Here is a 25619-nt window from a genome sequence, read left to right on the forward strand (position 1 = left end):
GCTGGAGTAGCCTCGACCGAGTGTTCGTGGTAGCGCTGCTTCTCTTCGTCCTCGCGGCTGTGGCCGTGGTCACCGGCGTGCTCGGAACCACGGGCACCCTGCCGCCGAACCGCTTCTTCGGGGTGCACTCCGAGAACGCCGTGCGCAGCGAGGAGACCTTCAAGCTCGCCAACAAGGTGGCCGGTCCGACCTCGCTCATCGCGGGTCTGCTGCTGGCCGCCGCCGGTGGCGTCGCCCTGGTCGGCGGCGGTATCGCGAGCATCATCGTCCCGGTCGTCGCCGTCGTGATCGCCGTGTTCACCATGGGTGCGGGCGCGGCCGCCGCCGAGAAGGCCCTCGACACCCAGATGCCCGCCCCCGCGGCCGCCGGCTGTGGCAGCTCGTGCGGCGCGTGCTCACTGCGCGACGCCTGCGAGACCGCGAGCTGATCTCACCGTCCCGGTGAATCCGGGCGCGAGCTAGTTCCCCAGCTCCCGGCGCATCCAGATGTGCGGGATGCCCGCGTCCATCTCGATCTCCCCGTACGCCTCGTATCCCAGCCGCTCGTAGAAGCCCTGCGCCTGAGTCTGCGAATGCAACTCGACGGCCACGAGCCCGCGTTCCCGCGCGCGTTCCTCGATCGCCCGCACCAGCGCGACCCCGAGTCCCGTGCCGCGCGTCTCCTTCAATACGGCCAGCCGCCCCAGCAAGGCGACATCGTCGCGCACCAGCATCCGCCCGGCCCCCATGGGCGCGCCCTCGACCCGTCCCAGGAAGTGGTCGGCCACCTCGTCCAGCTCGTCGAGTTCCATCTCGGGCGGCACACCCTGCTCATCGACGAAGACCTGCATGCGGACCGCGTACGCGTCCTTCAACTCCTGCTCGGTAGTGACAGTAACGACCTCGATCATGAGGCCATCGTGCCTCGAGATCGTCGCCCGCAACCCGGCGACCCAGCAGGCGGGACAACCACCTAGGGCGATCAAACCGACCGGGGCCAGCAGTATCGGGGCCGGTCCGAATACCGGCGTCAACGCGAAAGCCCCGATGAGGGAGACGAATCCGAGCGTGCCTCGGATCAGTCGGCGGGGATTCGAGGTTCCGGCGGGGATTCGCCCGGTCCGTGCGAGGTCTATGGTCACCACTAGAAGAGGTGCAGCCCTCGCCGGAGGATTCGCGGGGGTCTGTCAGACCGCGCCCGGAGGCGTATCGATGGGGCGGGACAGCGGACTGCCCGCCGGATTCACGTACAGCACCGTGAGTTTCACGCCGCGGGTACCGGTGTTGCGGGCCAGGTGGGCGTGGGCGCGGCCGGGCGGTTCGCGGAAGATCCGCCACGGCTGTTTCACCACGGGGCGCATGTCGGTGCCGGGGTGATCCAGCGGGCCGCCGGTGACCAGCACGAACAATGTGCCGTCGTGATAGTGCCAGCCGGTGTATCCGCCCGGCGCGAGCACCGTCTGGCGCAGCACCAATTCCTTTCCGGCGCAGCTGAACCGGAACAGCACGCGACTGGCGGTGCCGGACGCGGGGGCGGGATTCACCCGGTACCCGCGTCCCCGATCAGCGTGCACGGCCCCGCCCGCCCCCCGCGGTGTCAGTGGTCGTCGTAATGCCCGTCGTGCGCGGCGTGCCGATGTCCGTCATGGATGTAGTCCACATGATCGCCGTGCGGCACCGCCACATGCCCGCAGTCGGGACCGTGCTGGTGATCGTGATCCGTGTGCGCCACGTGCCCGGCCGGCTCGCACTCGTCGAAATGCCCATCGTGGGCACGGTGAATATGCCCGTCATGCACATAGTCGATGTGATCGTCGTGCGGAATGGCTACATGCCCGCAACTCGGACCGTGAACATGGTCGTGACCGGCATGAGCGGCATGTTGTTGTCCTGCCATGAGCGTCCTTCCAGAGAAGTTGGAGCTTCCAGCAAACATGCCGACATTAGCACTTGCGCATCTGTCCCGGTCTGCGGCAGTCCACTGCGGACATGCCGCTCACGACGTACCGAGGATGCCGGCGCGGTGCGGTCGTGGTCAGCGGTTGCGGCGCAGGCGTGCCCAGCGGTTGCGGCGCGGCCGGGGATCCGGGATGCCGTGGTCGGCGGCGAAGGCGACCGCGTCCGCGACGGTGGAAGTCTTCGGGCGGGTGGCCGCCCATTCCAGGTAGCGGGCGATGAAATCCGGGCCGACCTGGTGCGCTAGTAGCGGGAAACGCCGCGCCACCTCGTCGGCGCGCTTGTGCAGCAGCGTATGTGCGGTCGCGGCGACATCACCGGCGTCGAAGCCGGGCGGCACCTCGGCCCCGGCGACCAGCGCGCGGATCAGGGCGGCTTGTTGCGCGGCCAGCGAGGCGCGGTCGGACTCGGTCGTATCGGGGTCAGCCATTACGCGCGGCTCCCGGAGGACTTGCCGGTTGGCGACGGGGCGAGACCAGGTGCCTGTAGGGCGCGAAACCGCTCATGCGGTAAGGCTTTCCGGCCGGATCGTGATCGGGGCGCGTCCCGACGCGGTCGCGATGGAGTTCAACTCGTCGAACAACTCCGCGGCGGGTGGATAGTTTCCATCGCGCTCCAGCATGAGCGGGGTATCGCGGTCGGCGGTGAAGGCCGCGACCAGCGCGAGCACCTCCGGCGGCACGGGATGCACGTGGGTGTCGTGATAGCGGCCGCCGGTCTCACGGCCACCCGCCACATGGCAGTAGGCCAGGCGTTCGGTGGGGAGGCGCAGCAGTTCGGTGAGCGGATCCCGGCCCCGGTTGCGGGCATTGGCATACACATTCGCGATATCGAGCAGTAGGTGGACGCCGGTGCGTTCGATCAGTTCGCTCAGGAATTCGGCTTCGGTGAATTCCGCGTCGGGCCAATCGAACAGGGTCGCGATGTTCTCCACCGCCAGCGGCACGTCCAGCTCGGCCTGGGTCCGAGAGATGTTGCGGGTCAACGCATCCAAGGCCGCGCGAGTCCGAGGGACCAGCAACAGGTGCCCGGCCTCCAGCTCACCCGCGCGCACGAACGCGATGTGCTCGCTGACCAGAGGTGCGCGCACCGCCGCCGCACAGTCGGCCAGATGCCGCACCCGTCGTTCGTCCACCAGCTCCGCGCCGCCCAGCGAGAGTGAAATGCCGTGCGGCACAGCGGGTACTCCGCTCGCGATCAGCGCCGCGAGTTCGTCGGGCACCACGACCCCGCGCCCCTTGGCCGCAGGCGGCAAGGTCTCCGCGATCACCTCGCAGAACCCGATCCCATCGAATCCCGCGATGATCCCGCAGATCTCCCGCCGCCAGCCGATGCCGACCGTTCCGGCGGGCAACGGACTACCCACAGCCGCTGTGGATGACTGTGCATAGACCGGCGAACCGCCCGCCGGAAGCCGTTGGGGCTGTGGGTCTTCGGCCGAACGCGGCTTCGCCGCGGCGGGGCGGAACGTGCTCATCCGCCGCACCCGCCGCCGCAGCCACCACCACAGCTGCTGCCGCAGGAACTGCCGCCGCTGTCCCCACCGCTGGAACCGCTGTCGCCGCTGGAGCAGCTGCTGCCGCTGTATCCGCCGCCTCCGCCGGCCGCGCCCATGATTCCGGCCAGGCCGGGGTCGAGGCTCCACAGCACGGCCGCGCCGAAGAGGGCGGCGGCCAGGGCGGCGCTGTCGGCTCCGTAGGCGGCGTAGGCGGGGGAGTTGCCGGGGCGCAGATGGGTGTTGCGGCGCACGGTTTCGTCGCGGACGCGGCGGCCGCGGCGGGTCAGGCGAGCGGGGCGCATGATCAAGCCGGCGCAGATCAGGACCGGGATCATGAGCAGGATGAGGTAGCCGACCGGGTGGTGGTTGGCGGATCCGGCGATGATGCGGACGATGCCGAGGACCAGCAGGGCGTCCAGGGGGAGGGCGGCCAGGAAGAGCGCCTTGCGCTGATCGGGCCCGAGCAGATAGCCGAGGTCGGCGAGGGACGCGCGCAGGCGGTCGAGCTGGCCCTTCATCGCGGTGTGCATGGCCGGCACGTTGCGGCGACTGGAAGTTTGCAGGTGTTCCAGCAGGCTGACCGAAAGCGGTTCCAGCACTTCGCGTTCCCGGCGGCCCGGAGTGAGTGTCGGGGTGGCGGTGGAATTGATGTGACCGTGCCCGCGCAATTGCGCGAGACCCGCCAGCACCGGCCGGCGGTCGTCGAAGAGCATGCCGGTTTCGACCGGCGAGAGCGGGACGGCGGGTCGTTCGCCGTCGTCGCCGCGAATGATCCTGGTGCGCTGGGCGAATCCGTAGACCGCGGCGGCCACGGCGAGCAGGGCGTAGAGGGCCAGGAAGGCCGGGCCGGAAATCCCCCAGGTATCGGCGGCGGTAGCCGGGCCGGATGCCGCGGCTGTGTAGGTCCCGTGGACCATGGCTCCCCCTCGGGAGTCGTAGGACTGTCGATCACCCCCAGTATCGCGGCGGTACGGGTGCGGCGTTAATGAATTTTTCGGGTGATTAGTGTGATTCGGTGCGATTTCTCAGCAAGTTCTATATCGACGGATTCATCCTGTCGATCCTCGCCGTCGTCGCCGTGGCCAGTGTCTTCCCGGCCCGCGGCGAGGCCGCCGAGGTGGTGAGCTGGCTGACGAAGATAGCCATCGCCTTGCTGTTCCTGCTCTACGGCACCCGCCTGTCCCCGCAGGAGGCGCTCGCGGGCCTCAAACACTGGCGATTGCACGTGACCGTGCTGGTCTGCACCTTCGTCCTGTTCCCGCTGCTCGGCCTGGCCGCGCGGTTGCTGGTGCCGCACATCCTGACCGAGGACCTCTACACCGGCCTGCTGTTCCTGTGCCTGGTGCCGTCCACGGTGCAGTCCTCGATCGCTTTCACCTCCATCGCCAAAGGCAATGTGGCGGGCGCGATCGTCAGCGCCACGGTGTCGAATCTGCTGGGCGTCTTCCTGACCCCCGCCCTGGTCATCCTGTTGATGAACACCACCGGCCAGGCGCGGGTGGATCCGTCGGCCGTGCTCGACATCGTGCTGCAGCTGCTGGTCCCGTTCTTCCTGGGCCAGCTCATCCGCCCGAAGGTGATCGGCTGGCTGCAACGGCACGCCGAGCCGACCAAACTGGTGGATCGCGGCTCCATCCTGCTGGTGGTCTACAGCGCGTTCAGCGCGGGCATGGTGGAGGGCATCTGGCATGCCATGTCGCCGTGGCGGATTCTGGCGCTGGCCGTGGTGTGCGCGGTGATGCTGGCGCTGGTGCTGGGCGCCACCATGCTCATCGGCCGCGGTGAGCATTTCGATCGCGGCGACCGCATCGTGGTGGTGTTCTGCGGTTCCAAGAAGAGCCTGGCGACCGGCCTGCCCATGGCCACGGTGCTGTTCGCGGGCGCGCCCATCGGCCTGATCGTGCTGCCGCTCATGATGTTCCACCAGATTCAGCTGATCACCTGCGCCGCCCTCGCACAGCGCTGGGCTCGGACCGCACCGTAGCCGACAGCACCCGGCTGTCCTCGTGCCGCAGCGGACGCAGGCCGGCCGCGGAGCGGGAAGCCAAGGCGTGCAGCACCGCTCGATCCGCGCCCGGATCACCGACCGCGATGCGCGCGCTGCCGTCCGGATAGCGTTTGGCGGCGATCCCGGCCCGCGCCAGCGCTGGCGCGATATCGGGACCGGGCAGGTACAGGAAGTTCGCACTGCTGCGCGGCACCCGGATCCCGGTGCGCCGCAGCGAGGTGCGCAGCAGTTCCCGTTCGGTGGTGATGCACAGCACCCGCTCGCCGAGTTCGGCCTGCGCGGCGTAGGAGGCCCGCACCGCCGCCACCGCCGTATCCGGCATACCGAACGGCAATTGCAGCCGATGCACCCGCGCCACCAGCTCGGGCGCCCCGAACGCGTAGCCGATGCGCAGCCCGGCCAGCCCGTACGCCTTGGAGAAGGTGCGCAGGATCAGCACGTTCGGATGCCGTTTCACCAATTCGACGGCATCCAATACATCTGCCGCGCCCAGGAATTCGACGTACGCCTCGTCCAGGATCACCGGCACTGTCGCCGGGATCGCGCACAGGAACGCCTTGAGCTCACTGGGCGCGATCACCGTCCCGGTGGGATTGTGCGGCCGGCACACCGCGACCAGCCCGGTGTGTGCGTTGACCGCGCGGGCCATCGCCCACAGATCCTGGCGTCCGGCGGTGTCCAGCGGCACCGGCACCGAGCGCAGGCCGAGCTGTCCGGCCATGATCGGATAGCCGTCGAAGGTCGGTGTGGCGTAGACGAACGGCGCGCCGGGCGCGGGCAGCGTCTGCATGATCTGCATGGCCACGCCGGTCGCCCCGGACCCGACCACCACCTGCTCGGCGTCGACGCCGAGGTGATCGGCGATCAGCCGCGGCAGCTGCCGGGGCACGAATTCCGGATACCGATTGGCCTGGCGCAGGCAGTCCACCAGCGCCGCCCGCACGGAAGGCAGTGGCGGGAACGGGTTTTCGCTCAGCGTCAGGTCGTAGCGCACCGTCCGGTCCCGCTCGCCGGTCCGGTCGGTGGCGCGCAGCCCGGTCGGCCAGCGCACCGCGGCCATGCGGGGCGCGGGGCGCAGTCGGTCCTCGTGCGCGTTCATCGCGCCGCGCCCCAGCGCACCGCCGCCGCCCCCGCGAAATCACCCGCGTGCGCGAAGGCCGACATCAGCACCACCGAACCATTGCGTAACCGGCCCGCCTGATTCTCGGTGTCCAGGGTGACGGGAATGCCCGCCGCGAAAAGGTTTCCGCACTGATCGAAGGTGTCGGGATGGCGTTCGGCCGGCAACTCCAGCGCATCGTGCCAATTGCGCAGGAACAGCCGATTGGGCTGATTGGTGACGAGGGTGTCGATATCGCGGCTCTTCACCCCGATCCGCTTGCACACCTCCAGCGCCACCTCCGGAACGAGGCGGTTGCCGCGCGAGAACACCTTGGCCACTTTGGATTCGGTGAAACTCACGCAGCCCTGGCCTTCGCCCGGCTCCCAGTACTTGCGGTCGCCATTGGTGCTGAAGTCCATATCCCCGGCGAATTCCGGATAGGTGCGGCATTCGATATCGAGAATGGGCGCGCTGTTGTCCTTCACGACCAATCCCACCCCGCACCCGTCCCCGGGCACCGGCGCCTGGGCCAGCTTGCGGATGTCGGGTTGGGTGAACACCGGTCCCGCGCAGTTCTGGGTGACCGCGATCAGCGCGGTGCGGGCGTCGGTGGTCTGCAGAATCATGCGCGCCAGCCACATCATGTGCACGAAGGCCGCGCAACCGCCGTTGTGCACGTCGAATACCCAGCGCGGCTTCATGTTCAGCCGCCGCGCCACCTCGGGACCGCAGCCCAGCACCGGATTGTCGGGCAGCTGGGTGTGGGTGAGCAGTACGTCGATCTTCGAAAGCGTTTCCGCGCCATGGCGATCCACCAGACCGGCGGCGGCCCGCTCCACCATGTCCACCGCGGTCTCGTCGCGGCCGCGATGATGGCGGCCCTTGGGGGCCCGGAACATGACGTTCTTCGCCATCCGGTCGGAACGGGAGAACTGGGTGAAGTACTCGGTGCCGACGGGCTCGCCGGGCAGATAACTCGCTACATCCACCAGGCTGACCGGCGGCGTCCTGAGGGAGGGGTCGGTGAAATCCATGGCGCACAACTCATTTCATCCAAGCGGGCGTGATGGGCAGGCCGTGCGAGGCGCGATACTCCGCGATCGCCTTGAGATTGTCGAGTTCGAGCTGATGCCCGGCCGAGAACATCTCCCAGAAGTCGCCCACCCACACCTTGCGACCCTCCGGCGCGGTGTGCTGGTAGGGGTTGTCGTCGTAGAAGGGGTGGCGGCAATTCGTCCACAGCACCACCGAACCCGGTTTGTCGAACACCACCTGTGCGTCCACGACCCGCAGCAGGTAGATCATCCACAGGTGTTCGCGCTGATCCCAGGCACAGTGGTAATCGACGGTCATGGCATCCGGATTGGCGACGGTGCGGGTGTAGATATCGGTGTAGATGCCGGTGGCGTCGCCGAGCCGGTCGTACGACACCCACAGGCCGGGTTCGTCGGTCTCCTTGAATCCGCGCAGGCTGTAGGTCCACTCCTCCAAACTCCGTGTGTCCGCGAGGTATTCGTACAGCTCGCGCGGCGGCGCGTCGATGTATCCCTGGACCGGGCAGTAATCGCCGAAGATCTGATCGTGCGGATACACCGACCGCAGCATGTCGAGAATGATCGGGGTGGTGGTCTCCCGGTCGGAATTCTCGATGCGCAGCAGGCCGGGCACCTCCTCGGGAATATCGCTGAGTGCGGGCAGGGCGCTGGCGGTCACGATTACCTCCTGGGTACCGAGAGGAAGGGGGTGAAGGGTGGGATTTCGTCCGGATCGCAATCGATCGAGACGAACGACGGCCCCTGCCGGCCGGTGCAGTGCCGCAGCGCCGCGGCGAGTTCACGCAGGGTGGTGGGTGAATGGGTGCACATGTCCGGGAACATGGCGGCCACGCCCGCGCCGGGATGGGCGGGACGGAACCTGTTGAAGCTGTAGCGATCTCCGTAATAGAGCTGTTCGCGAGTTATGCACATGGCATGTGCGTTGTTGTTGAAGACCACGAAGGTGATGGGCAGCCGGTGCTCGATGGCGGTGTGGATTTCCATGCCGTGCATGAAGAACGCGCCGTCCCCGGCGATGACGAAGGTGCGGCGGGTGCCGCCGTCGGGCTTCTCGCGCCGGGCGAAGGCCGAGCCGATGCCCGCGCCGAACGCGTAACCCATTCCGCCCATGCCCAGGGCGACGGTGAAGCGGCCGTCGCGGGGCAGCCGCAGGTGATGGACGACCGCCGCGCCGGTATTGCCCGCATCGGCGAAAACATCGGCGCCGGAGGGCAATTCGGCATTGATGGTGTCGACCACGGCGCGGTACCGCAGGCCGGGCCCGGCCGAGAAGGGCACGTCGATCGGGGTGAGCACGGGTTCGCGCACCGCTCGCGGCCGCTGCGGGACCGTGGTCAGCGCGGTCACCGTGGCCCCGGCCAGTTCGCCGTCCAGTTCGTCGAGCGTGCGCGCCAGATCGGTGGTCCGGGCGTGCGCGGCCATGAGGAACGGCGGTTCGGCCCCGATGCTCGCCAGCGGCACCGCGCCCAGCGCCTCGTCCAGTCCGGCGCGCGCCGTCACCGGCATCCGGGTGCCGACCAGCAGGCACAGGGCCGCGCCGCGCAGGGCGTCCATCAGTTCGGGGTGGCCCATACTGCCCGCGATACCGCAGAAGCCCGGATCGCCGTGGTGGTAGACGTCCTTGGCGTCCGGGGCCACGGCCACGGCGGCCTCGAGCACGTGCACCAGCCGGGCCAGTTCCGTACGGGCGTCGTCGCGCGCCACCTGATCGCCCGCGATGATCACCACTTTGCCGGTGGCGCGCGCGGTGCGAATCGCGTCCAGCACCCGCCCCAGCGCGCCCAGATCGCGCCGGTATTCGCGGCCCGGCGGTGCGAAGGGCGGTGCGACCAGATCGGCCTGCTGGACATCCTTGGGCAGCAGCAAGACCGCGGGTCCGCCGGTGTACGCGGCCCGCACCGCCCGGTCCAGGTGCACGGGCAGGCCGGCGGCGGAATCGACGCGCGCGCAGTACCGCGCGATCGGCGTGAACAACCGCACGGCGTCGAACGCGCCGGCCTGCCCGCTCGAATCCTGGAAGGCGCCCTTGCCCTCCAGGTTCGTCGGCGGCTGCCCGATCAACGCCAGCACCGGCACCCGCGAGGCGAAGGATTCGGCCAGCCCGGCCACCAGATTCACCGCCCCGCCGCCGGACGTCGCGCACACCACCCCCAGCCCGGAAGTCGATCGCGCATACCCGTCGGCCATGGTCGCGGCCGAGAACTCGTGTTTCGCCACCACGCCCGTCACGGCCTGCCGATGGTCGAACGCCGCATCGTAGAGATCCTCGATGTTCGCGCCGTCCACCCCGAAGACATGCCGCACGCCCAGTCCCGAAACCGCCCTGATCAGGTGGTCCACGACGCGTGTGCCGTTGTGCATGGGCGCCCCTTCCGGAGCCGGGTACCGAAACCCCGAAACTCGCTCACTCGGGATACGAATGTGAGCGGTCAGCGGTTCAATAGCGGGTGGCTCACCCGGGTGTCTCTTGCCGCTCGGAAGCGGCCTGCTCGAGGGCCGCGCGGGCGGCTCTCTCGTTGTCTTCCTCCCGGCGGTTCGGGGGCGGAGCCCCTGAGGGCCCGGGAGTCGGACAACCCTCTTGCAGTCTACGTATATGTCTACGTATAGTTAGGTCATGCCGAACAAGACGATCTACGTATCCGATGATGACCTGAAGCTGTTTCAGCGTGCCCAGGAATTGGTGGGGGGAAATCTTTCGGGCGCGATCGTTACGGCCTTGCGACGCTTCATCGAGCTCGAGGAGGGCCGCATCGAGGGCTACGAAGAGGTGGTCCTGAAGGTGGGCAAGGACGGTATCCGGCAGGTCCGGTTCTCCGCCGCGCTGCTCGCCGAATGGCACCAGGTGACCAACGAGCGCATCGAGGACATCCGGGTGTACCGCACACGCAAAGGCGCGTTCGCGGTGCACAGCCACTACTCCAACTGGTCGGAGTTCCCGACCGACACCAACATCCTGAAGGACTGGCGCCAGTGGCGTCGCTTCCTCGGTGTGGGCGAACAGAATTGGGGAGATTTCGACCTGGAGGTCTTCGACACCGTGGCCGATCTGCAGGGCAAGATCCCCGACCGCCTCTACGCCCGCGTTGTGGACGCCACCGAGCACCCCAGCATCGAAGAACTCGATATCTGACCCGAAGTCGTTGAACCACAACTGAATACACCCCGCTTTGTCCACAAGCCAGTGGACACGGCTCAGGTGAGGCATGCAAATATGCGTATTCATTTATGAGAGGGACACTCATGAACCCCGGCTACGGCCCGGCCATCTCGGTCGAGGGCCTCAACAAATCCTACGGCGAGCACATCGTCCTCGAATCCCTCGACTTCGAGGTCGCCGAGGGCAGCATCTACGCGCTGCTCGGCCCCAACGGCGCGGGCAAAACCACCACCGTGCAGATCCTTTCGACGCTGACCAAGCCGGACGGCGGCGAAATCAGCGTCGGCGGTTACGATCCCGTGCGCCAAGCCGACGAGGTGCGCTCGGTGATCGGCGTGACCGGTCAGTTCTCGGCCGTCGACGAACTGCTCACCGGCCGGGAGAACCTGCTGCTCATGGGCGATCTGCACCATCTGCCGCGCGGCGAGAGCCGGCGCATCGCCGAGGATCTGCTGGAGAAGTTCGACCTGGTCGAAGCCGGGAACAAGGTGGCGAGCGGTTACTCCGGCGGCATGACCCGCCGCCTCGACCTGGCCATGACCCTGGTCGGCAGCCCGCGCATCATCTTCCTCGACGAGCCCACCGTCGGCCTCGATCCGCGCAGCCGCCGGGCCATGTGGGACATCATCCGCGAACTGGTCGCGGGCGGCGTCACCATCTTCCTCACCACCCAGTACCTGGAGGAAGCCGACCAGCTCGCCGACCGCATCGCCGTGCTGCACGGCGGCCGCATCGTCGCCGAGGGCACCGCCGACCAGCTCAAGCGCATGGTGCCCGGCGGCTACATCAAACTCGACTTCGCCGAACAGCGCGTGCTCGCCGCGGCGGCGCTGGTGTTCGGTGCGGCCGCGCAGGTCAACGGCGATCTGACGCTGGCCATTCCGAGCGACGGCGGGGTGCGTTCGGTACGCGAGGTGCTCGACCGGCTCGACGCCGCGCAACTCGAACCCGAGGGGCTGTCCGTGCACACCCCGGACCTGGACGACGTATTCCTCGCCCTCACCGGCACCCCCGACAAGGAGACCTCGCGATGAGCACCCTCACCACCACCTTCGCCGATTCGGCGACCATGCTGCGCCGGAATATCGTGCACGCCAAGCGATATCCGTCCATGACGCTGCAGCTGGTGCTGATGCCGGTCGTGATGCTGCTGCTGTTCAACTATGTGTTCGGCGGTGCGCTGAAGGGCGCGACCGGCGGCGGCAAGTACATCGACTACCTGACGCCCGGCATGATGCTCATCATTCCCGCGTACATGATCGCGGGCGTGGCGGTTTCGGTGTCCACCGATATGACCAAGGGCATCGTCAACCGGTTCCGCACCATGCACATCACCCAGTCCTCGATGCTGACCGGCGAGGTGATCGGCTCCGTCATCCAGGGCCTGCTGGGCATTATCGGCATGGTGCTGGTGGCGCTGGCCGTCGGCTTCCGGCCGAACGCGAACCCGGTGGAATGGCTGGCGGTCTTCGGGCTGATGGCGCTGGTCATCTTCGCGCTGAACTGGCTGGGCGCGGCGTTCGGCGTGATCGCGCAGAATCCGGAGAACGCCAGCAATATGCCGATGCCGATCATGTTGCTGCCCTTCCTCGGCAGCGGTCTGGTGCCGACCGACACCATGCCCTCGGGGGTCCGGCAGTTCGCGGAGTACCAGCCCTTCACGCCCATCACCGAGACGGTGCGCGGGCTGCTGATGGGTACCGAGATCGGGCACAACGGGGTGCTGGCCATCGGGTGGTGCGTGGTCATCGCCGCGGGCGGATACTTCTGGTCCACTTCGGTTTTCCGGCGGAAGACCAACTGAACCCCCGAGCATTTCCGGCACGCCTTAAGCCGGAATCCATACAGCACGTGTGGATTCCGGCTAGAAGCATGCCGGAATGACCAGGGGTGTCAGACGTTTGCGGCGAGGAGGATCTTCCCGCTCGCGTTGCGCACCTGCACCGTCTTGACCTCGCCAGGCTTGGCCGAGGTGGTGCCGTCCGGGGTGTACACCTCACCGGGTTCGGCCGTCCACTCCGACAGCTTCGACTGGGTGCCGTCGGCGCGCACCACCCACAATTCCAGCTTCCAGTAGTACTCGTAATCCGCCGGCGGATAAGCACATCGCATATCGACCCGCGTCACGCCGTTCACCTCGAGCAGCTTGAAAGTGGCCGTGATCGGCGTCTCCAGCTGCGGTTGCAGCGTCCCCTCGGCCACCACCTGCTGCACCGCCACCGGTTCGCGCGCCGCCACGGTCGCGGTCACCGGCACCGCGATGGCGACGGCGGCCGCGGCGGCGGTCAGCGCCCCGCCCAGCGACCAGAATCGCCTGCGCCGCTCCCGCTTTCGCGCCTGATCCGCCAGCCGGGGCAGCAGATCGGTCGGGGGCGGCGGCACCGTCGCCGGCGGATCCTCTTGCGCCGCAATGGAAAGCGCTGTCTCGTCGTCGACCAGGGACAGCAGGCCGGGCAGTCCGGCCAGTTTGCCCACCGCCGTCCGGCAGGGCGCGCAGCCCGCCAGATGTTCCTCGTATTCGCGGCGATCGTCGCGGGCGAGAGCGCCGAGCACATACGCGCCGTCCCAGGTGGTGTAGCCATCGCACAATTCGTGGCCGTCGGTCATCTCGTCACCCCCATCTCCTGCAGTGCCAGTCGCAAGGCCCGCATGCCGTAGTGCATGCGCGACTTCACCGTGCCCTCCGGGATCTCCAGCTCCTCCGCGATCTGATGCGTGGACAGGCCCCGGTAGTAGGCGCGGACTATGACATCACGGTGATCGACGCTCAAGCGCGCCAGGGCGTCGGCCACCAGCCAGCCGTCCAGCGCCCGATCGGTGCGATCCGGTTCCGGCACCTCGGGCGGATGGTCGGTCCGGAACTCCCGGCGGCTGCGCGCGCTGCGATGCTCGTCCACCGCCAGATTCCGCGCCACCGTGAACAACCAGGCCCGCGCGGAAGTGGTCGTCTGATCGAGCACATTGGGCCGTTGCCAGGCGCGCAGGAGCGTCTCCTGCACGATGTCCTCGGCCCGGCCCGGATCGCCTACCAGACCGAACGTGTACCGCCACAGCGCCGCCGCGTGCTCTTCGTACAGCGCACGGAGCAATGCTTCCCCGCCTCCCCGCGACTTTTGCCGGTCGTCGGGCGCCGAGCCGGTCACGGACCGGACCGGCGGACGGGTGCGGGTCGGGTTCTGGGCGTCCCCGGTGAGTTACCCATAGCTCACCAGATCAGGCGTCGCGTACCAGCCGGGGTCGATGTCCATGCTGAATCCACGAGACTAGTTGCGTTCTAGTTCGATCGGATGCGTGGCGAGCAGGGACAGTGGCAGGGGTTGCCGGCGCAGCACCTGCGCCCAGAGATCGGTCCGGCCCGCCAGGGGGTCGGACGGGAGCGCGGACAGGACGATCCAGTCGCCGCGATCCATTTCGCCTTCCAATTGCCCGAAGGTCCAGCCGGCGTAACCGGCGAATACCCGCAGGCCCTCGATCAGGGGCGTGATGCGTTCCGGATCGGAGTCCAGATCCACCAGGGCGACGCGGCCGTCCACGCGTCTGAGGCCTTTGGTGCCCTGGAACGAGGTGCCCACCTTGACGGTGGCCAGGCACAGTGCGGCATCGCGTTTCACCGGGCCGCCCAGGTACAGCACGCCGGGATCGGCGGCCAGTTCGGCCCAATTCGGGAGCACGTCCTCGACGGGGGTTTCGCTGGGGCGGTTGAGCACCACCCCGAGACTGCCCGCGTCATTGTGCTCGATGATGTAGACGACGGAGCGCCGGAAAGCGGGCTCCACCAGGTCGGTCGCGGACACAAGCAGAGTACCGGGTCGTACCACCTGGTCCTCGTGCCGGAATTCGCGTCGAGAACGGTCACCGTGTTCCTCTGCGCGTGCCACGCAGCCATCATCGCACTGCCACTGCCCGATTGCCCGGCTTAATTTCCCGACTGCCCAAATGCGCCGTGTCGTAGCTAGGGTGGCGCTATGGAACGTCCCGAGGTGGTCCTCGAGAACAGCGATGCCGTGTACGACTTCTACCGCGATCATCAGCAGAACCTGCTGAAGGCGCGTGGGGCCTATTGGCTGCTGGGGCGTCGTTACCGGCCGCGGATCGGTTACGCGCCGGGAGCCCGGGAGAAGTTGCGGGAGTTGATCTCCCGTAAGCGCCCGCTGCTCATCTCGATCAACCATCTCTCGCAATTGGATCCGTACACGGTGGCCGCGGCCGCGTGGGGGAGCGTGCTGCGGCCGGTGATCGGGCGGACCCGGGTGCTGGCCAAGGACGAGCTGTTCCTCGAGGAGAAACAGCGCGGGCGCATCGACATGATGGGCGGGATCCCGGTGTTCCGGGGCAAGGACCACGGGATTCGCGCGGTCAATGCGGCCGGGCAGCGGATGATCGACATCTGCGCCGAGCGGATGGCGCGCGGCGACGGGGTGGCGGTGTTCCCCGAGGGCACCTGCAACGACGTGGATCCGGCCCAGGTGCAGACGGTGGGAACGGGCATCGGGCACATCGCCTTCCGGGCCAAGAAGCTCGGGGCCGATCCGGTGCTGGTCAGCCTCGGGCTGAGCTACGGCCCGCGGCCGGATCCCAAGATGGAGCCGACCAAGGAGGAGGCGAAGGGGGCCAGCTTCTACTTCGGCGTGCCGGTGGAGGGCCTGCCCACCAAGCCAGCCGAGATCACCCGCATCGTGCGGGACGAGCTACAGATCGCCCTGGACGGAGCCGTCGCCGCGTACTGACCTGCCGCAGCGGAGGATTCGGCCCTGCCGCTGCGGAGGCCGGCCCTGCCGCTGCGATGGTTCGGCTCTACTGCTGCGGCAGATTCAGCCGCTCGCGCGACCACTGCGGCACCTGCGCCAGATACTCCGGCCGCGATTCCACGAAGTGATGCACCATCGGGCACAGCGGCAGGATCCCGAACCCCTCGGCCAGGGTCTGATCCAGTGCCCCCTGCACCAGCTTGCGCCCGTACCCCAATCCCTCGAACTGCGGATAGATCTCGGTGTGCACGAACGCGCGCTCGTTGGCCGTGTCCTGATACGACGCCACCCCCGCGTCCTGCCCGTCGACGTACAGCTCGAACCGATCCAGCGCGGTGTTCTTGCGGACCTCGATCGACCCACTCGTCTCTCTCGACATGCCCACGACGCTAACCTTCCCACGCTGCCCATTTGTCCGTATTCCCATTCCCGCAGCTCGGGCGTGTCGCGAACTCGCGAATCGATCTTCACACTGGGTGGGTGACGACCGCACCCGCCCGCCGGATCATCCTCGCCCCGGACAAGTTCAAGGGTTCCCTGACCGCCGCCCAGGTGGCCTCGGCCCTCGCCGCGGGCATAACCCGCACCGCCCCCGGCGCCGAGATCCGGCAGCTGCCGATCGCCGACGGCGGCGACGGCACGGTCGACGCCTTCCTTGCGGCGGGCTGGAAAAACGAGCCGCTCTCCGCCCCCGGCCCCACCGTCGAACCGGTCTCCACCGCCTACGCGTACCTACCGCCCAGCCCGGGTGCCGTGCTCGGGCGGCCCCCGCATCACAGCGATGCCGAACCCGGCACGCCCGCCGGAGAGTTCCCCGGGGCGTCGCCTGCGTCCGGCACGTCTCCGAAGGTGTCCGGCGCGAGCGCGGGCGAGTGCGAGGTGAATCCGGCCGCTGCGGGCGGCGAAGGCGGGTCCGATGATCACACGCGCGGCGGCACGGCGGTCGTCGAACTCGCCGCGGTGGTCGGGCTTGTGAAACTGCCTGGCGGACAGTTGGATCCGCTGCACTCCAGCACGTACGGGCTCGGCGTGGTCATCGCGCACGCCCTCGATCGTGGCGTGCGGGATATCGTGCTCGGTCTCGGCGGCAGTGCCTCCACCGACGGCGGCGCGGGCCTGCTGCAAGCCCTCGGCCTGCGGATATTCGATGCCGACGACCGCGAATTGCCGCACGGTGGAGCGGAATTGAGCCGCGCCGTGCGCGTGGACCGCACCCATTTGCACCCCGCCCTGGCGGCGACGCGCTTCACTCTCGCCAGCGATGTGGACAATCCGCTCCTCGGCCCGGACGGAGCGGCGGCTGTCTACGGTCCGCAGAAGGGCGCGAGCCCCGAACAGGTGACGAATCTGGATGCGGCGCTGGCCAACTGGGCGAAGCTGATCGGCCCGGAATGGGCGGAGCAGCCGGGCGCGGGCGCTGCGGGCGGCACCGGGTTCGGGGCCATGGCGGTGCTCGGTGCGACAGCGCGGTCCGGCATCGACGTGGTGCTCGACCTGATCGACTTCCCAGCACAGGTCGATGGAGCGGACCTGGTCGTCACCGGGGAGGGCTCCTTCGACGCGCAGAGCCTGAACGGCAAGGCTCCGGTCGGCGTGGCCGCCGCCGCGCATCGGGCGGGGGTGCCGGTGACGGTGGTCGCCGGGCGCGTCGGGCTCACGCCGGACCAGGTGCGGGCGGCCGGATTCTCCGACGCCTACGCGCTTTCCGATCTGGAACCCGACCCGGCTCGCTCTATCGCGAACGCAGCGGTGTTGCTCGAGCGCATCGGCGCGGCTATCGGCGAACGCCTCGCCGGCTGAGCGCAGGTCCCGAGCGGACGGGCGCCGAAGGCCGCGGGTACGAGAGTCCCGTGCGTTCTATGAGGCGGGGGCGAGGGGGCGGTTGGTGAGGGCGTCGCGGTTACGGTCGCCCCAGGCTTCCAAGGGGCGGAGGGCTTCCTCGAGTTCGCGGCCCAAGGGCGTCAGCGAATACTCCACGCGCGGCGGGATTTCCGGGTAGATCTCGCGGTGGACGAGGCCGCTGGCTTCCATCTGACGGAGGTTCTCCGCGAGCACCTTCTCGCTGACGCCGGTGAGCGTGCGGCGGATTTCGCCGAAGCGCTGCGGACCCGCGCCGAGTACCCACATCAGGTGCATCTTCCACTTGCCGCCGACCGCGTCGATGGCGAGGGACATGCCGCACACCGGGTGATCCGCGTCACCGTCGAACCGCATCGCGTCCTCCTGACCAGATTTCGAACCTTCAGGTAAGCAACCCCACCCGAACGTGCGGTCTTCCCGAGCCTACCGATCGTGACGAGTATCGATTCCGGCGCCGACACCAACCGCAGTCACGAAAAGAAGGACACACAATGTCTGAGCAGCAGCAGAACTCCGTCACCGTCATCGGCCTGGGCCCGATGGGCAAGTCCATGGTGCGGGCGTTCCGCAAGGCCGGCACCGAGGTGACGGTGTGGAATCGCAGCGCCGGCAAGGCCGATGAGATGGTCGCCGAGGTGGGCGCGAAGAAGGCCGCGAGCCTGGCCGAAGCGCTCGCCGCCAACGAGGTGATCGTGCTGAGCCTGACCCACTATGCCGCCATGTACGACGTGCTCGGCCCGGCCGCCGATCAGCTCGCGGGCAAGGTCGTGTTCAACCTGTCCTCGGATTCGCCGGAGAAGGCGCGGGCGGGCGGGGCCTGGATCCGTTCGCACGGTGCGGAATTCGTCTCCGGCGGCGTCATGTCGGCGGGCGACAATATCGAGCACCCGGCCTCGTACATCTTCTACAGCGGCCCGCGCGCGGTGTTCGACGCGCACGCCGAGCTGCTGCGCCCGCTCAGCCCGCAGGAGTACCTGGGCACGGACGACGGTCTGGCGCAGGTCTTCTACCAGGGCCTGCTGACCATCTTCCATCCCTGGCTGCTGGCGTTCGACCAGGCGACGGCCATGATCGCGCGGTCCGGGCACGATATCGCCCAGTTCGTCCCGTTCGCGGTGCGTTCCAGCGAGGCGTTCCCGTACTTCATGCAGGAGTTCTCGGTGGCGAACCAGGCCGGCGGCTGGGCCGATCTGGCGAGCCTGAAGATGATGGACGCGGGCGCGCAGCACATCATCGACGCCAGCGAGGAAGTCGGCGTCGACGCCACCTTCTCCCACACCTCACAGGCGTACTGGCGCAAGGCCGTCGCCGCCTCGGAGGAGAAGGGTGCAGCGGTCTCGACCTACGCGCTCATGCACGGCGAGCCGGCGCAGGCGTGATTCCCGGAGAACCCGGCCCGCCGCACCACGGCGGGCCGGTTCGCCATGAAAAGCCAGGTAAATCAAGCGGTTTCGGATCCGATCCGCGGGAACGGCGCGGTGGAGAAGATGATCTCCACCGGCACTTCGAAGTACTGAGCGAGCCGCAGCGCCAAGTGCAGGCTCGGACTGTATTCGCCCCGCTCCAGATACCCGACCGTCTGATAGTGCACGCCCAGCGCATCCGCCAGCTCGCGCCGGGAGACGCCGCGCTCGGCCCGCAGCACGGCGATCCGGTTGTACAGAACTTCAGTAGGCACGGTGCATAGCCTTCTCCCGCCGCTCCGCCACCCGGGACCCGGACTCCCGCCGCGCCATCCGCCGCAGCACGATCGGCGCGATCGTCAACCCCACCACGGACCAGATGCCCAGCACCGCAAAGGTTTCCGCGTGCCGCCAGGATCCGCCGAGCTCCACCGCCGCCGCCCCGTCCGGCAGCATGGCCGAGCGCATGCCCAGCCCCAGCCAGTAGATCGGGAACACCTGGCCGACGGCCTGCAGCCAGCCGGGCAGCGCATTGATCGGATAGAAGATCCCGGAGATCGCCACCAGTCCCATGATGGGGAACGAGACGAAGCCGATACTGCGCGGGCTCTCGAACACCGACCCGATGATCGCGCCCAGCGGCAATGTGGCCAGCAGACCCAGCACCACCACCAGGATCAGCGTGATCCAGCGGCCCACGGTATCCAGGTACACGCCGCCGACCACGACCATGCCGAAGATCAGCATGATGCCCACCTGCACGGCCACCAGCAGGGAATTGAGGGTGATCTTGCCGATCAGATAGCCGACCATCCCGTTCGGAGTGGCCTTGGCGCGCAACAGGGTTCCGTCCTCGCGATCCAGCGACAGGTTCTGCGCGATGCCGAACATGCCGGTGAACGCGATGGTCATGCCCAGCACGCCGGGCAGCGCCAGCGCCCCCAGCCCGAACCCGCTGCCCTCGAAGGTGCTGTCGCGCATGAAGAACAGCGCCACCAGCGAGGCCACCGGCCAGAAGAACTGCGCGAACAGATCCATGCCGTTGGTGAAGGTCTGCCGCAGCTCGATCGTCCCGCGCCGCAGGCCCGCCCGCACCGCGACCGCCGTCGGATTCATCGGACCTCCTCCAAGCTGCGGACATCGGCCTCGCCCTGTCCGGATTCGAAGCGCTGCACCAGCGTCATATAGGTGTCCTCGAGCGAGGCCCGCCGCACCTCCAGCTCGTCGATCGCCTCCCCGTGCTGCTGGAACAGCTCGTAGACGAACTTCGTCGATTCGGTGGTGGTGTGCACGAAGCGCTGCCCGTCGCGGGTCCATTTGACCTCGGCCGCACCGGCGATACGCCGGGAGAGCTGATCGGCCGAACCGTCGGCGATGATGCGCCCGCCCGCCAGGATCAGAATGCGATCGGCCAGCTTCTCGGCTTCGTCGAGATCGTGGGTGGTGAGCAGGATGGTGGTCTGCTCGTCGTCGGCCAGCCGGTGCACCAGATCGTGGAATTCCCGCCGGGCCTGCGGATCGAATCCGGCGGTCGGCTCGTCCAGGAACAGCAGCTCGGGCCGGCCGACGATGCCGATGGCGACGTCCAGGCGGCGGCGCTGCCCGCCGGACAGCGACATCACCTTGGCGTTCGCGTGTTCGCTCAGCCCGACGGTGGCGATGAGTTCGTCGGTGTCCCAAGGCCGCCGGATGGCGTCGGTGCCGTATGGACCGTAGAAGCTGCCGGTGTATTCGAGCAGTTCGCGCACCCGCCATTTGCCGTGGTCGCGCCAGGATTGCAGCACCACGCCGATGCGGGCGCGCCAGGCTTCGTCACCGTGCGCGGGGTCGGCGCCCAGCACGCTCACCCGGCCGTCGGACCGCATCCGGAAGCCTTCGAGGATCTCGATGGTGGTGGTCTTGCCCGCGCCGTTCGGGCCCAGCAGCACCAGGACTTCGCCCTTGTGCGCTTGAAAGGTGACCTCTTGCAATACATCCCGGGTGCCGTACCGCATCCGCAGCGCTTCGACGTCGAGCACGACGCCCTCGCCGACAGTCATATCCGCCCCTAGATCCCTCGATAGTGGATACCGGATCAGATGTAGCATATCTACTACATTTCGCCGCGAACAAGCGATTTTCCGGGGGCATGAAAAAGGCCCGGCTCTGGTGAGCCGGGCCTTTCGGATCAGTGCGTCAGCGCGTGCAGAGGAACTCGACGGCCGCCGCGTACCCCTGGATGCCCATTCCGGCGATCACCGCGGTGGCGATCGGCGAGACGAAGGAGTGATGCCGGAACTCCTCGCGCGCATGCACATTGCTGATGTGCACCTCCACGATCGGCACCTCCGGAATCACCAGGGCATCGCGCAATGCCACCGAGGTGTGGGTCAGCCCGCCGGGATTGATGACGATCCCGGACGCGAACCCGCGCGCCGCGTGGATCCGGTCGATCAGCGCCCCTTCGTGATTGGACTGGAAGGCGTCGACCTCGCGATCGAACCGCGCCGCGGTCTTGCGGCACAGTTCGACCACGTCGTCGAGGGTATCCGCGCCGTACACCTCGGGCTGCCGGGTGCCGAGCATGTTCAGGTTCGGGCCGTTGAGCACGAGGATCGGACCGGTGTCAGCCATGGGCCACACTGTATTCGACCCCCGCGCCCACCACCCGGAACCGGGAGCCCCGGCAAAATGTCACAGCCCGCGCGGGCCCTCGGCGCGCAGGTCGTCGACTTTGCTCATGGCGGTGCGCAATTCCGCCAACCATTCCTCGGCGTGTTTGCCCGCCAGTTTGACGGTCCAGGCCAGGGCGTCGGAGCGGGAGCGCGCCACGCCGGCGTCGACCAGGGTGTCGAGCACCTTGCGTTCGGGCTGGCGCAAGCGCGTCATGACCGGAACGGCCAGGTGGGTGAACATGATTCGCTCACCGCCGACCGACACGCCCCAGGCGACATTGCGCTGGTAACGGGCCTGGGCTTCCTGGGCGATCTGCATGCGAGCGGGCCGGGTGGATTCCCGGAAGCGCGCGATGATGCCCTCGCGGGTGGCGGCCGGGACCTCGCTGGGCACCTGGCCCGGTTCGGCGGTCTCGTCGGGTTCGGGTGCGGGGAGGGGGAGTTCACCGATGACGACGATCTCGTCGCGGTCGATGTCGAGGGTTGCGGGCCCGGTGAACCAGTCGGCGGGCAACCTTCCAGCGAACCAGTCGGCGGCGTCGGCCGCGTCCGGCAGGTCGGCCTGCTGCCAGCCGCCGGGGCGACCGAATCCGTGTCCACGATGTCCGTGTCTCATGTTGGTCACACTCACTTACTGCATGGAGTTGTAATACTGATTACAACGTTACGTCTAAAACGCCCGCGTGGATTCCGCTCTCGGAGAACGGGGTTCGCCGGATTCCGCGAAACTGACGGCGAATGCTGTCAGCCATGCAGACCAACCGGTCTGCATTGGCTCGAATACGCCAGGCCCCGTAACCGACCGGTGATCATGTAAGTGGTCCCTCCTGGCCGATTTCGGCACTATGGTGGTGCTCAGTGCTAGTACGCCTGGTGGAAAGGTGGAACCGCGAGGCTTCGACACGCGGTACCGTGGTCCTGTTGCTGAAGTGGCAAGAGTGAAGAGTGGGCGATATGGATGTGTGGGGATCCCGCCGCTTCCGGGTGCGCGGCACAATCGCGCTCGCGGGGGTAGCCGCGATCGCGATCGCGATGGGGTCATGCTCTTTTCGAGAGCGGACAGGTGGGGCCGAGGCCGTCGTGGAACGGTTCACCACGCTGCTCGACAAAAAGGACTACGAGGGCGCGGCACGGCTGACGTCCTACCCGAGCGGTGCCTCGGCAACGTTGAAGCAAGTCTTCGCGGGGCTCGATCCGGGTAAGCCGGACTACGAGATGACCCAGTTCATCGGACTCGACGGGAACACCGGGCTGTTCAGCATGACCGGCTCCTGGAACTTCGGGGACAAGAAGGACTGGAAATACGATCTCCAGGGCACGGTGCGCAAACTCAGTGTCGGCTGGCGCATCTCGTGGGATCCGGCCCTGGTCATGCCGCAGCTCGACTCGAAGCGCAATGCCAAACTGGTCCGCACCTACGCCCAGCCCTCGCCCAAGGTCAATGACATCGTCGGCGCGCCGCTGATGACCGAGCAGGTCATCAATGTGGTGAAGCTGGACCCGTCCCGCACCGGCGACCTGACCGGCTCGGCCAATGCGCTGGCCGACGCCATCGAACCGGTCGCGCCGCTCATCACCGGACCCAGTCTGGTGCAACAGGTGTCGGCGGCGCAGGGCAAGTCCATCACCGCCGTGCAATTGCGCGAGGGCGACTTCGCCATCCTGGAATCCCGGCTCGCGCCCATCCCGGGCGTGGTGCTGGAGAAGCAGCCCCGGCTCATCTCCGCCGACCGCCGCGTCTGGTCGCCCATGCTCGACGCGCTGCGAAAGGTGTGGCAGGACAACAATGACGCGCGCGCCGGATGGGGCGTGCAGCTGTTCGACCCGGACGGCAAATTCGTCACCCAGCTGGCCGGCGAGCAGGGCCCGCCCGGCCCGGATATCGCCGCCACTATGGATCAGCGCCTGCAGCGCGCCACCGAGGACGCCGTGGTGAGCGTGGGCACGCCCGCGTCCATCGTGGCCATTCAGCCGTCCTCCGGGGCGCTGGTGGCCGCGGCGCAGAACAGCCAGGCCAGTGCGCACGGATCGGTCGCCTTCACCGGGCTGTATCCGGTCGGCGGCATGATAGAGCTGTTCAAGAACATGGCCGCGGTGTCGAAACACAAAGCGCCGCAGGATGTCTCGGTCAACGACGCGGCCGAGGCGGCGACCATGCTGGGCGTCGGGATGGACTTCCAGGTACCGGGGCTGGACGAGACTACCGGACGGCTGCCCACCGGTAAGAACGGCGCGGAGACCGTCAGCCGCGGCAATGCCGGCGATTCGCTGCTCGCCAGTCCGTGGGGCATGGCGATCGCGGCGGCGGCCATCGCCAATGGTCAGGTGCCCAAGCCCATGATGGTGATCGGCAGCCCGGCCACCACCGAAGCCGACCTGCCCGCGCTCCCCGGCGATGTCACCGATCGGGTGCGCACGCTGCTCCGGGAAGGTTCGGGCGCACCCGAACTCGCCTCGCTCACCCGGTACGCGGGGGTGCAGGCCATCGCCGCGACGGCGGGCAACAACGGCTGGCTCATCGCCACCATGGGCGATCTGGCCTTCGCGATTCACATCGACGATGTGGATTCCGGGGATATGACCGCCCGCATGGCGGCGCGGCTGCTGCAGTCGCTGGCGACGCCGGACTAGCGCAGGGCTTTCATCGCCGCGCGCCAGCCCAGCAGGAACAGCGCGAGCACGCTCGCGGCGACCAGCACGAAGCTGAAGGCGATGGTCTGTCCGGAGACGACGCGCAGCAGCATGCCGGTGACCAGGGTGCTGATCCAGACGATGACGCCGGTCGGCCACAGCCGCCGGCCGTCGAATCGCTTTGCGGCGGAAGCGCCCTCGCGGCCCGCGGAGACCGCCACCGCGATCACCCAGCCGAGCACCAGGCCGGTGGCGAAGGGCCAGAGGGTGCGCAGCAGGCCGGTGAGCACGTCCTCGTTGTGGCTGCGGCGGCCGATCGCGCAGAACACGATCACCAGGACGGCATCGACGACGAACGGCACCAGTTTCTTCACGGGCACAGGGTAATCGGCCGGTCCCGGCCGACCGCGGAGGACACCCGGTCGGTTCAGGTCGCGGCCGGATCCGCCGGCCCGCCCGGGCGGCGGCGTTCGGCGACCAGCGAATTGCGCTGCTCGAACTCCTTTTCCAGCTCGGTGTCCCCGGCCTGCGGTTTCCGGAACAGGAACAGGAAGACGATCCAGCCCACGATGGCCACCAGAATGAAGCTGACCAGCCGGTAGAGGAAGGCCGCCGCCACCGCCTGCGCGGCGGGCAGTCCCGCCACCGCGGTGAGCGAGTAGATCAGGGTGGCGTCCACGTAGACGATGCCGCCCGGCGCCAAAGGAATGGTGCCGACCGCCTTTCCGGCCGCGAACACCAGCATCAGCCCGGCCAGCCGCGGCTCCGCCCCGACCGCGTAGCAGGCCGCGCCCAGGCAGGCGACGTCGGCGAGGCGATGCATCAGGGCGAACCCCGTCACCCACGCGCCGTCCCGCTTGCCCAGATCCACCGACTCCAGCTGGGCCAGCAGCTCGGCCACCTTGTCCATGCCCGCGTCGGCGGGCCGGTGCCGAATCCGGTTGACCAGCCGCAGGATTCGCCGGAGCACCCCTTCGACGCCGTCGGGATGGTTGGACACGTAATTGCCCGCCCACACCAGCAGCGCCACCGCGCCCAGCGTCAGGATCACCTTGGTGGGCCCGATCCGGTCCCCGGCCAGCATCGCCCCGAACAGGCCCAGCAGCGCCAGCCCGGCCGCGGCCACCACCCCCGACATGACCAGCTGCCAGGACGCCACCAGCGGGCTCGCGCCCCAGCGCCGGGTCTGCCGATAGGTGAAGGCGGTGGAGAAGACCTGCCCGGCGGGCAGCGTCAAGGCCATGCCGGTCGAGCCGTACACCACCGAAACCGATTTCCGCTGCGAGACGTCCACGCCGCCGGCGTGCAGCAGCTGTTTCTGAATGCGGCCGTATCCGCTCATCGAAACCGCCTGCATCAGGACGCAGGCGACCACCCATCCCCAATGGATTTCGGTCAGGTTCTGCCAGGAATCGGCGAGTCGCGGATAGAGATACGCGCCTTCGGAAATCAGCAGGGCCAGCAGCGCGACGCCGAGAACCCATTTGGCCCACCAGAACCTGCGACGGCGCGCGTCATCAGTGGGCGGCGCGGGTTCGCCGGCCAGATCACCATGGGCCGTCACGTCG

General features: G+C 68.2%; 31 protein-coding genes. 9 read left to right on the forward strand and 22 right to left on the reverse strand.

What is annotated here, in order from left to right:
- Positions 1-20: 20 nt before the first annotated feature.
- Positions 21-428 carry an SdpI family protein gene (locus tag LTV02_RS32505; RefSeq protein ID WP_233035492.1) on the forward strand — a complete coding sequence of 136 codons (408 nt, stop codon included), beginning with the start codon at positions 21-23 and terminating at the stop codon, positions 426-428.
- Between the two features lie 30 nt (positions 429-458).
- Here the strand turns inward: LTV02_RS32505 and LTV02_RS32510 are convergent, their stop codons facing one another.
- The 6 genes from LTV02_RS32510 to LTV02_RS32535 all read right to left on the reverse strand — a co-directional run bounded on the left by LTV02_RS32510 (position 459) and on the right by LTV02_RS32535 (position 4350).
- A complete protein-coding gene (locus LTV02_RS32510) occupies positions 459-890 on the reverse strand; it encodes a GNAT family N-acetyltransferase (protein WP_233035493.1) in 432 nt (143 codons plus the stop codon).
- Positions 891-1166: 276 nt separating this feature from the next.
- The gene (locus LTV02_RS32515) at positions 1167-1553 is read right to left on the reverse strand and encodes a cupin domain-containing protein (protein ID WP_233035494.1); all 387 of its coding nucleotides are present in this window, start codon (positions 1551-1553) and stop codon (positions 1167-1169) included.
- A 23-nt stretch (positions 1554-1576) separates the two neighbouring features.
- The gene (locus LTV02_RS32520; protein WP_233035495.1) at positions 1577-1876 is read right to left on the reverse strand and encodes a hypothetical protein; all 300 of its coding nucleotides are present in this window, start codon (positions 1874-1876) and stop codon (positions 1577-1579) included.
- A 138-nt stretch (positions 1877-2014) separates the two neighbouring features.
- Entirely contained in the window at positions 2015-2365 is a 351-nt protein-coding gene (locus tag LTV02_RS32525) for a hypothetical protein (protein ID WP_233035496.1), read from the reverse strand.
- 72 nt (positions 2366-2437) lie between these two features.
- Positions 2438-3301, reverse strand: a complete 864-nt coding sequence (locus tag LTV02_RS32530; protein WP_233035497.1) for a DUF692 domain-containing protein — start codon at positions 3299-3301, stop codon at positions 2438-2440.
- Between the two features lie 107 nt (positions 3302-3408).
- Complete coding sequence (locus LTV02_RS32535) at positions 3409-4350, reverse strand: TIGR04222 domain-containing membrane protein (RefSeq protein ID WP_233035498.1); 942 nt, start codon at positions 4348-4350, stop codon at positions 3409-3411.
- A 98-nt stretch (positions 4351-4448) separates the two neighbouring features.
- Between LTV02_RS32535 and LTV02_RS32540 the strand changes: the two genes are divergently transcribed.
- Entirely contained in the window at positions 4449-5417 is a 969-nt protein-coding gene (locus LTV02_RS32540) for a bile acid:sodium symporter family protein (protein WP_233035499.1), read from the forward strand.
- On the opposite strand, the gene LTV02_RS32545 is transcribed toward LTV02_RS32540, so the two are convergent.
- Genes LTV02_RS32545 through LTV02_RS32560 form a run of 4 tightly spaced genes read right to left on the reverse strand, consistent with a single transcriptional unit; the run spans position 5371 to position 9959 of the window.
- Complete coding sequence (locus LTV02_RS32545) at positions 5371-6540, reverse strand: aminotransferase class I/II-fold pyridoxal phosphate-dependent enzyme (RefSeq protein ID WP_233035500.1); 1170 nt, start codon at positions 6538-6540, stop codon at positions 5371-5373. The two genes, LTV02_RS32540 and LTV02_RS32545, sit on opposite strands and share 47 nt — an antisense overlap.
- A complete protein-coding gene (locus tag LTV02_RS32550) occupies positions 6537-7577 on the reverse strand; it encodes a 3-oxoacyl-ACP synthase III family protein (RefSeq protein ID WP_233035501.1) in 1041 nt (346 codons plus the stop codon). The genes LTV02_RS32545 and LTV02_RS32550 overlap by 4 nt, the downstream gene beginning before the upstream one ends.
- Before the next feature lie 10 nt (positions 7578-7587).
- Entirely contained in the window at positions 7588-8256 is a 669-nt protein-coding gene (locus LTV02_RS32555) for a hypothetical protein (RefSeq protein WP_067720729.1), read from the reverse strand.
- 2 nt (positions 8257-8258) lie between these two features.
- Entirely contained in the window at positions 8259-9959 is a 1701-nt protein-coding gene (locus LTV02_RS32560) for a thiamine pyrophosphate-binding protein (RefSeq protein ID WP_233035502.1), read from the reverse strand.
- 253 nt (positions 9960-10212) lie between these two features.
- Between LTV02_RS32560 and LTV02_RS32565 the strand changes: the two genes are divergently transcribed.
- From LTV02_RS32565 to LTV02_RS32575, 3 genes are all read left to right on the forward strand, one after another.
- Positions 10213-10728 (forward strand): EXLDI protein, encoded by a 516-nt coding sequence (locus LTV02_RS32565; RefSeq protein WP_067720731.1) that lies wholly within the window; start codon positions 10213-10215, stop codon positions 10726-10728.
- Between the two features lie 110 nt (positions 10729-10838).
- Positions 10839-11789, forward strand: coding sequence for an ATP-binding cassette domain-containing protein (locus LTV02_RS32570; protein WP_233035503.1), 951 nt, complete (start codon positions 10839-10841; stop codon positions 11787-11789).
- Positions 11786-12559, forward strand: coding sequence for an ABC transporter permease (locus LTV02_RS32575; protein ID WP_233035504.1), 774 nt, complete (start codon positions 11786-11788; stop codon positions 12557-12559). Before LTV02_RS32570 ends, LTV02_RS32575 begins: the two co-directional genes overlap by 4 nt.
- A gap of 89 nt (positions 12560-12648) precedes the next feature.
- Here LTV02_RS32575 and LTV02_RS32580 read toward each other — a convergent pair whose 3' ends face one another.
- The 3 genes from LTV02_RS32580 to LTV02_RS32590 form a co-directional block, all read right to left on the reverse strand.
- Positions 12649-13362 (reverse strand): anti-sigma factor family protein, encoded by a 714-nt coding sequence (locus LTV02_RS32580; RefSeq protein ID WP_233035505.1) that lies wholly within the window; start codon positions 13360-13362, stop codon positions 12649-12651.
- On the reverse strand, positions 13359-13844 hold the full coding sequence (locus tag LTV02_RS32585) for a sigma-70 family RNA polymerase sigma factor (protein WP_408639289.1): 486 nt from the start codon (positions 13842-13844) through the stop codon (positions 13359-13361). Before LTV02_RS32585 ends, LTV02_RS32580 begins: the two co-directional genes overlap by 4 nt.
- 174 nt (positions 13845-14018) lie before the next feature.
- A complete protein-coding gene (locus LTV02_RS32590; RefSeq protein ID WP_084535677.1) occupies positions 14019-14633 on the reverse strand; it encodes a YqgE/AlgH family protein in 615 nt (204 codons plus the stop codon).
- Positions 14634-14720: 87 nt separating this feature from the next.
- On the opposite strand from LTV02_RS32590, the gene LTV02_RS32595 reads away from it, so the two are divergent.
- Positions 14721-15482 (forward strand): lysophospholipid acyltransferase family protein, encoded by a 762-nt coding sequence (locus tag LTV02_RS32595; protein ID WP_233035507.1) that lies wholly within the window; start codon positions 14721-14723, stop codon positions 15480-15482.
- A 67-nt stretch (positions 15483-15549) separates the two neighbouring features.
- Here the strand turns inward: LTV02_RS32595 and LTV02_RS32600 are convergent, their stop codons facing one another.
- Positions 15550-15882, reverse strand: a complete 333-nt coding sequence (locus LTV02_RS32600) for a GNAT family N-acetyltransferase (protein WP_067720738.1) — start codon at positions 15880-15882, stop codon at positions 15550-15552.
- Between the two features lie 101 nt (positions 15883-15983).
- Between LTV02_RS32600 and LTV02_RS32605 the strand changes: the two genes are divergently transcribed.
- A complete protein-coding gene (locus LTV02_RS32605; protein WP_233035508.1) occupies positions 15984-17303 on the forward strand; it encodes a glycerate kinase in 1320 nt (439 codons plus the stop codon).
- A gap of 57 nt (positions 17304-17360) precedes the next feature.
- On the opposite strand, the gene LTV02_RS32610 is transcribed toward LTV02_RS32605, so the two are convergent.
- Positions 17361-17717 (reverse strand): winged helix-turn-helix transcriptional regulator, encoded by a 357-nt coding sequence (locus tag LTV02_RS32610; protein ID WP_233035509.1) that lies wholly within the window; start codon positions 17715-17717, stop codon positions 17361-17363.
- A 137-nt stretch (positions 17718-17854) separates the two neighbouring features.
- Here LTV02_RS32610 and LTV02_RS32615 point away from each other — a divergent pair, with 137 nt between their 5' ends.
- Positions 17855-18742: an NAD(P)-dependent oxidoreductase gene (locus tag LTV02_RS32615; RefSeq protein ID WP_233035510.1), complete on the forward strand. Its 888-nt coding sequence runs from the start codon at positions 17855-17857 to the stop codon at positions 18740-18742.
- 62 nt (positions 18743-18804) lie between these two features.
- Here LTV02_RS32615 and LTV02_RS32620 read toward each other — a convergent pair whose 3' ends face one another.
- From LTV02_RS32620 to LTV02_RS32640, 5 genes are all read right to left on the reverse strand, one after another.
- Positions 18805-19041, reverse strand: a complete 237-nt coding sequence (locus LTV02_RS32620; RefSeq protein WP_233035511.1) for a helix-turn-helix transcriptional regulator — start codon at positions 19039-19041, stop codon at positions 18805-18807.
- Complete coding sequence (locus tag LTV02_RS32625; protein ID WP_233035512.1) at positions 19031-19882, reverse strand: ABC transporter permease; 852 nt, start codon at positions 19880-19882, stop codon at positions 19031-19033. Before LTV02_RS32625 ends, LTV02_RS32620 begins: the two co-directional genes overlap by 11 nt.
- Entirely contained in the window at positions 19879-20805 is a 927-nt protein-coding gene (locus LTV02_RS32630) for an ABC transporter ATP-binding protein (protein ID WP_233035513.1), read from the reverse strand. The genes LTV02_RS32625 and LTV02_RS32630 overlap by 4 nt, the downstream gene beginning before the upstream one ends.
- Before the next feature lie 136 nt (positions 20806-20941).
- Positions 20942-21379, reverse strand: a complete 438-nt coding sequence (aroQ, locus tag LTV02_RS32635; protein WP_067720745.1) for a type II 3-dehydroquinate dehydratase — start codon at positions 21377-21379, stop codon at positions 20942-20944.
- A gap of 60 nt (positions 21380-21439) precedes the next feature.
- Entirely contained in the window at positions 21440-22036 is a 597-nt protein-coding gene (locus tag LTV02_RS32640) for a hypothetical protein (protein ID WP_233035514.1), read from the reverse strand.
- Positions 22037-22500: 464 nt separating this feature from the next.
- Between LTV02_RS32640 and LTV02_RS32645 the strand changes: the two genes are divergently transcribed.
- A complete protein-coding gene (locus LTV02_RS32645; RefSeq protein ID WP_233035515.1) occupies positions 22501-24051 on the forward strand; it encodes an NTF2-like N-terminal transpeptidase domain-containing protein in 1551 nt (516 codons plus the stop codon).
- On the opposite strand, the gene LTV02_RS32650 is transcribed toward LTV02_RS32645, so the two are convergent.
- Positions 24048-24425 carry a DUF3054 domain-containing protein gene (locus LTV02_RS32650; RefSeq protein WP_233035516.1) on the reverse strand — a complete coding sequence of 126 codons (378 nt, stop codon included), beginning with the start codon at positions 24423-24425 and terminating at the stop codon, positions 24048-24050. The genes LTV02_RS32645 and LTV02_RS32650 overlap by 4 nt on opposite strands.
- A 53-nt stretch (positions 24426-24478) precedes the next feature.
- Entirely contained in the window at positions 24479-25615 is a 1137-nt protein-coding gene (locus LTV02_RS32655; RefSeq protein WP_233035517.1) for a lysylphosphatidylglycerol synthase transmembrane domain-containing protein, read from the reverse strand.
- Positions 25616-25619 lie beyond the last annotated feature (4 nt).

It is taken from the genome of Nocardia yamanashiensis, assembly GCF_021183565.1.
GTDB lineage: Bacteria > Actinomycetota > Actinomycetes > Mycobacteriales > Mycobacteriaceae > Nocardia > Nocardia yamanashiensis.